The organism is Bilophila wadsworthia ATCC 49260, from assembly GCF_000701705.1.
GTDB classification, from domain to species: domain Bacteria; phylum Desulfobacterota; class Desulfovibrionia; order Desulfovibrionales; family Desulfovibrionaceae; genus Bilophila; species Bilophila wadsworthia.
Genome location: NZ_JNJP01000142.1, coordinates 1 through 5,895, shown reverse-complemented (window position 1 = coordinate 5,895; position 5,895 = coordinate 1). Strand labels below are relative to the sequence as shown.

The window sequence follows — 5,895 nt, the reverse complement described above, 5'->3', positions numbered from 1 at the left end:
GAAACTTTCTTAGAAAGTTTCTCCTCCCCCTCCCCAAACCCCACCCCCTTCTCTTCAAAGATTTTTACGTTTATCGAATCCCTGTTCGCAGCGTTCCCTGAAACGGGTTTTGGGGAGAGGCCACGGAATTCAAAGGTCGTTTCTTTCCAACCGTGGAATGGAATCACCGAGCCAAACGGAAACGGTTCCGCATCCGGTACAAACCGGGCGCGGAACCGTTTCCGTTTGGCTTTTAAGGGGAAATAATCGTTTTTCTATACGTGGGGAGAGATAGCTTTCTTGAAATGTCCCTTCGGGCATCAGGGGCAGGGTACGGCGTTGGGGCCGCCACAACTGCCGGAGTTCCCCATATCGAAGGGGAGGCCATGATCCTGCGGCGCGGTTTGCCCGGGCAAGACCGACTGGCCGCCGAACATGGGCTCGGAAGGCGCGGACGGGGCTGTGGGGCGTGCCGCGGGGGAGGCCGGTGACTTCGCTTTGACGAGTGCCGAAGGGATGCCCATGAATTCCACCAGCGGCAAACGGCCCTCGCTGGAGCTGATGACCCGCGCATCGTTGCACCAGAGCCGGAACTGGGTCGTCAACACTTCGAGGCTGAACAGATCCCAGAACGTCATGGGTTCCGTCTCCAAAGACGGCAGGAAGGAGCGGGTCAGCGGCGTACCCATCTCAATGCGTTTTTTGAGGTTCAGGATGATGGCGAGATCCTTTTCCTCTTCCGCAACCGGGCACCAGATGATCCTGCGGGCGTCGGCTTCGGACATGCCCATCACCAGCTGGCGGCAGGCGCTGCACGAGGGGGAGAAGAAAACACGGGCGGTGGTTTCGTCTTCCATTTCGGGGGCCTGAATCGCCCACGGGCCGACTTCGCTCCGGGCGAGCCCCCCAAGGGTCAGGAGGAAGAGGGCACCCCAGAGGACAAGCAGGGGGGAAGCGTGGTGCAGGGCGCTGCGGTGGGTATCCGCAAGCGTGGCGGCGCGGAATGTGATGTACGAGAGCGCGAGGAGCAGCGCGGCCACCATGCAGGCGACGCAGGGAAGCGTCAGGATCATGATCCCGAGCAGCACGCAGTCCAGCAGGACGGCGAGCCCGGCCAGCCAGCGCCCGAGCACGGCGCGGCCGGTAAGGGCCAGCAGCCCCAGAAGGGAGAAGATACCCACACCGCCCCACCACAGGGAATAGCCGTTGATGGAAAAGTTCTGATAGAGCGTGCACCCGGCCGAAACACAGGGCACGGACGCCGCATCCAATGCGTTCCAGACGGAAAAGAGAATCCCGCAAACGGCAATCAGCAGGGGAAGATACAGCGGGCTGTGGGAACGGTTCGTCAACATGCCAGTACCTCGGTGATGCGGCCCGTGGGGCGGAGTACCCCTTCGGCGGCTGCGTTTTCCCGTTTTCTCTACCGACTTTGACAGCGGAGGTAAAGCCGCGCCGTTTACGTAAGGAAAACAGCGGAAAAACACGGCCGTGCCGGGAGTCGGCGGCTATTTGCAGATTTTTTCGCGGCGGGCGGCTTCAATGCCAGCGCAATCGCCGGAGGAGCAGGCCTTTTCGAAGGCCTCGCAGGCCTCTTGCTCCTTGCCCTCTTTGAGGGAAACCGCTCCGAGGATGTTCCACACGCGATAGGATCTGTCGTCGCGGCGCAAGGCTTCTTCCAGATCCTTGCGGGCCCCGGCGGTGTTCCCCTGCTGGAGCAGGCAGATCCCCCGCGAGAGATACGCCTCCGCTGAAGGTTCGAGCCGGATGGCTTTCGTCAGATCATCGAAGGCGTCGTCGGCGTACCCGAGCTGGCTCAGGGCCAGCCCGCGGCGGATCAGCGCCTGTGGGTAATCGGGCTCGATTTTCAGTGCTTCGTCAAGGTATTCCAGCGCTTTTTCCGGGTCGGTACACGTCTCGCCTTTCCAAAGGACATGTGCTTTTGCGAAAAGCTGTTCGGCCTGCGGGTCATGCTTGCCCGACACGCCCGTGGGGTTGGCGGGCTTGGGGGGCATCTTTTCCGGCTCCAGCAGCGAACAGCCGGGCAGCGCGAGGATGGACAACAGGGCCAGCCCTCCCGCAATCGACCGGAATCGGACAGGATTGATTTTATTTATAAGCTTATATAGAACATTTTTACTAATGTTAAAACTTTCTATATTCATTATCATATAGTAACTCCGGAGGTAATGATGTTTCGACACAAGGTACCGGCCATCAAGGTTGCTCGTGACCGGCTTTTGGACTTGCCTGTGGAACAGGCCCGAACGGGAGCTTTGGTTCTCGGAGGGTTGCGCCGTGCTTGCGAATTGGCCGACACGCTCGACTCCTGCATAACCGAAGACATGACGTTTGCTAAGCATTTTTTCAACGAATTGGCAACCCTTCCGCATGATGACGAGAGCCACTGGATGAATCTGCTGGAGGATTTGGCTTTGATTTTCCGTGCGAAACGGTTGGCTTTTCCCGACCTGCCCGAGGAAGGGGAAGAACGCCGCCTCTTGGAGTTTTTCGAGACGTCGGAAGAGTGGGGCGATCCTGAAACGGAAGTGGGCTCATGGTACTGGAAACTTCTCCCCGAACGTTTGTCGCGTTGAACCTGTCCATGTTCGGTTCCGGGGGCGCGTCGGTCAGGAACAATTGCGGGCTGTTGCGCTTTCTCGTATGATCTCCTTCCTGCCGTCGCGCAGGAGCGCCCGCCGGAAACGCGCCGTTTCCGGAACGGGTCAGGGAGGCGAACATGAAGCGTTCAGGGATTCTTGCCCTATGGCTTATTTTGAGCCTTGTTTCCGTGGTGACTTCCGGTTGCGGATACAGGGTCGCGGCTACGATTCAGGCCAATGCGGAAGCGACCCCGGTGCCTACGAAGCTCTCGTGGGCGGCTGTGCCGGGGCCTGCGCTTTCCGCTTCCGCTCCGGAAACGCTTTCCGGGCTCCAGACTGTGTCGGTGCCGCTTGCCACGGCGCTTTCGCTGTATAATTGGAAGTGGCTTTCCAATCCCGATCAAGCCGCCGAAGCCGACGTGCTGGTGCGGATCTGGTGGATGACCGACGGGCCGCAGTACATCACGGAACGGGCCGATCCTTTTTATCGCCCCGGCCTGAGTTTCGGTACAGGGATCGGTTTTGGTTCTTCCCCGTGGCACAGGGGGCCGTTCGGGTATGCACGGCAGGCGTTCTATGTGCCCGAGCCAAGCATTCAGGCCATTTATTCCCGCGTATTGGTCGTGGAAGCCTTGCGTGCCGATGCGTTGCCCAAGGCCACGCTGGAGGCATTGCTTCCCGCCGCGAAGCCTTCGGGCATCGCCTCCAAGCCCGCGCCTGCGGCGAAGCCGGACGGCGATCCTTCCAAGGGGCCGTATGCGCCGCCGATTGCGCTTGAAGGGGAAGCCCTCAGCAAGCCCCCCTATGCCGCCCCGTTGAAGGCGACGGGGGCGGATCCCGATCAGGAGCCGCCCTACGCGCCTCCGCTGTTGGCCTCCGCGTCGCAGGGCGTCCCGGGCGGGGCCGTGCTTTGGCGCGTTGTGGTGACGAGCGGCGGCTCAAAGGGCAATACCTACGAAATCCTCCCTCAGCTTGCCACCGCCGCGGCGCAGGCCGTCGGCAAGAACATGCAGGCGGACGTGTTCGTCGACAGCGACATGCGCGTGACGTTCGGGAAGTAAATTGTTGTGGGAAATTGGAGGGGGGAGGGGAACCTTTCTAGAGAAGGGTTCCCCTCCCCCCTCCAAGCCTCCCCCTTCCCCTCCCAAGATTTTTGACCTTATCGAATCCCTGTTCAACGGTTTTCCCTGTTTGCCAAAGAAAGGCAGTGAAGGGGAAGGCGCTGTCATGGGCTGTGGTTGCTTCATATCCACAGCATACTGAAAATACAGCGTCTTTCTCTCGTTTTCCCTTTGGAGGGTTCCACGGTTAAGGTGTTTTATTCGTTATCTTTTTGGAATTTCAAGAAATACAATATCAATCCTTTGTTGGGACACGGTCAAGAGGAACGGTTCGCAGTGTGGGGAGAAGCGCATTGAAGGCCGGTAGGCGGTGGTTGGAAACCATTGCCTTGCGGGCCTTCTTTTTTGCGATGGGAGAAATGTTTTTTGAAGTGTGGATGTTGTCCGCATGGGGCGATGGAACCGGGGAGTGATAGAATCCGGCGGGCGTTTGACAGGTGTTCCGAAACCGTGCATGCTTATCCTACGATCCCGCGCCTGCGGGCTTTTTCTTGTCTTCCCCGCTTATTATCCTTTTTGGAGGATTTGTATGTCGAACACGTTTGACGTCATCATCGTGGGCGGCGGCCCTGCCGGGCTGTTCGCGGCTTGGTGGCTGGCCGACCATTCGGATTTGTCGGTGTGCATTGTGGAGCGCGGCAACATGGTCAAGAAGCGCGGCTGTCCGCTCGGCAAGGCCAAGAAATGCATGAAGTGCGACCCCTGCCATATCCTTTCGGGGATGGGCGGAGGCGGGCTGTTCTCGGACGGCAAGCTGAACTTCATCCACAAGCTCGGCAAGACCGATCTCACCCAGTTCATGCCCCGCTCCGAAGCGGAAAGCCTTATCGAAGAGACGGAGGCCATTTTTGACCGTTTCGGCATGACGGCCCCGGTATTTCCCTCGGACATGGAGAATGCCAAATCCATCCGCAAGGAAGCCAAAAAACACGGCATCGATCTGCTGCTCATCCGTCAGAAGCATCTGGGGAGCGATTGCCTGCCGAATCATATCGACGGCATGTGCGAAGCGCTCCGTGAGCGCGGCGTGTCCATCCGTACGGGCGAGGATGTCAGGCACGTCATCGTCGAGGACGGCGAAGTGCGCGGCCTGATCACCGACAAGGGCGAACTGCGCTGCCGGGCCGCGATCCTTGCGCCGGGTCGCGTGGGGGCGGACTGGATGGGCGACATGGCCAAGAAGTACGGCATGGAGCTCCAGCAGCGCGGCATCGAAGTGGGCGTGCGTGTGGAAACGCACAACGACGTGATGTCGGATCTCACCAATGTCATTTACGATCCCACCTTTTTTGTACAGACGCAGCGTTACGACGACCAGACGCGCACGTTCTGCACCAACCCCGCCGGGTTCATCACGCTTGAGAACTATCAGGATTTCGTGTGCGTAAACGGGCACGCCTACCGCAACCGCAAGTCGGACAATACGAACTTCGCGTTCCTGTCCAAGGTGATCCTGACCGATCCCGTGTCCGACAGCCACGGGTACGGCGTCGCCATCGGCAGGCTCGCCTCGCTCATCGGCGGCGGCAAGCCCATCCTCCAGCGTCTCGGGGACCTGCGGCGCGGGCGGCGTTCAACATGGCAGCGCATCCATAACGGCTACGTCGAGCCCACCCTGACCGAAGTCACGCCCGGCGACATCGCTATGGCGCTGCCGGGCCGCATCGTGACCAACCTTGTGGAAGGGCTGGAGCAGCTCAACTTGGTCGTGCCGGGCATCGCCGACGATTCGACCTTGCTCTACGCGCCGGAGATCAAGTTCTTCTCCACACAGGTTGCCACGTCCAGCGATCTTGAAACATCCGTTTCCAACCTTTTCGTGGCGGGCGACGGCCCCGGCGTGTCCGGCAACATCGTGTCCGCAGCCGCCACCGGCATCATCCCTGCCAAGGCCATTGTGAGGAAGTTCGGGAAGGGCGAAGGGAAGGAGTAGAAGATTGGGGAAGGGAGGGGAACCCTTCTGGAGAAGGGCTTCCCCTCCCTTCCCCAAACCCCATCCCTCCCCTCCCAAGACTTTCATAAACGGGGCGGGCAGCGGGCGGGGCGGCGCGGAAGCCCAGCCCTGATGCAAGTTCCCCGGAGCCGCAGAACAAAGCCTGAACGGATTTCGTTCGGGCTTTGTTTTTACGGGGAAAACCGGCAGTGGGGATTCGATAAGGTCGAAAGTCTTTGGAGAGGAGGGGGAGAGGTTT

At 59.9% G+C, this 5,895-nt stretch carries 5 protein-coding genes; 3 read left to right on the top strand and 2 right to left on the bottom strand.

The features are described 5' to 3' along the window. Nucleotides 1–299: 299 nt before the first annotated feature. Together T370_RS0121080 and T370_RS0121075 are read right to left on the bottom strand one after the other, a co-directional pair. A complete protein-coding gene (locus T370_RS0121080) occupies nucleotides 300–1,334 on the bottom strand; it encodes a hypothetical protein (RefSeq protein ID WP_029436916.1) in 1,035 nt (344 codons plus the stop codon). A 153-nt stretch (nucleotides 1,335–1,487) separates the two neighbouring features. Continuing rightward, complete coding sequence (locus T370_RS0121075) at nucleotides 1,488–2,042, bottom strand: tetratricopeptide repeat protein (protein WP_248604299.1); 555 nt, start codon at nucleotides 2,040–2,042, stop codon at nucleotides 1,488–1,490. Nucleotides 2,043–2,171: 129 nt separating this feature from the next. On the opposite strand from T370_RS0121075, the gene T370_RS0121070 reads away from it, so the two are divergent. The 3 genes from T370_RS0121070 to T370_RS0121055 all read left to right on the top strand — a co-directional run bounded on the left by T370_RS0121070 (nucleotide 2,172) and on the right by T370_RS0121055 (nucleotide 5,636). Next, a complete protein-coding gene (locus T370_RS0121070; RefSeq protein WP_005028204.1) occupies nucleotides 2,172–2,576 on the top strand; it encodes a hypothetical protein in 405 nt (134 codons plus the stop codon). Nucleotides 2,577–2,719: 143 nt separating this feature from the next. Beyond that, on the top strand, nucleotides 2,720–3,643 hold the full coding sequence (locus tag T370_RS0121065; RefSeq protein ID WP_029436914.1) for a hypothetical protein: 924 nt from the start codon (nucleotides 2,720–2,722) through the stop codon (nucleotides 3,641–3,643). A 589-nt stretch (nucleotides 3,644–4,232) separates the two neighbouring features. After that, nucleotides 4,233–5,636, top strand: a complete 1,404-nt coding sequence (locus tag T370_RS0121055; protein ID WP_029436913.1) for an NAD(P)/FAD-dependent oxidoreductase — start codon at nucleotides 4,233–4,235, stop codon at nucleotides 5,634–5,636. Nucleotides 5,637–5,895: the final 259 nt, after the last annotated feature.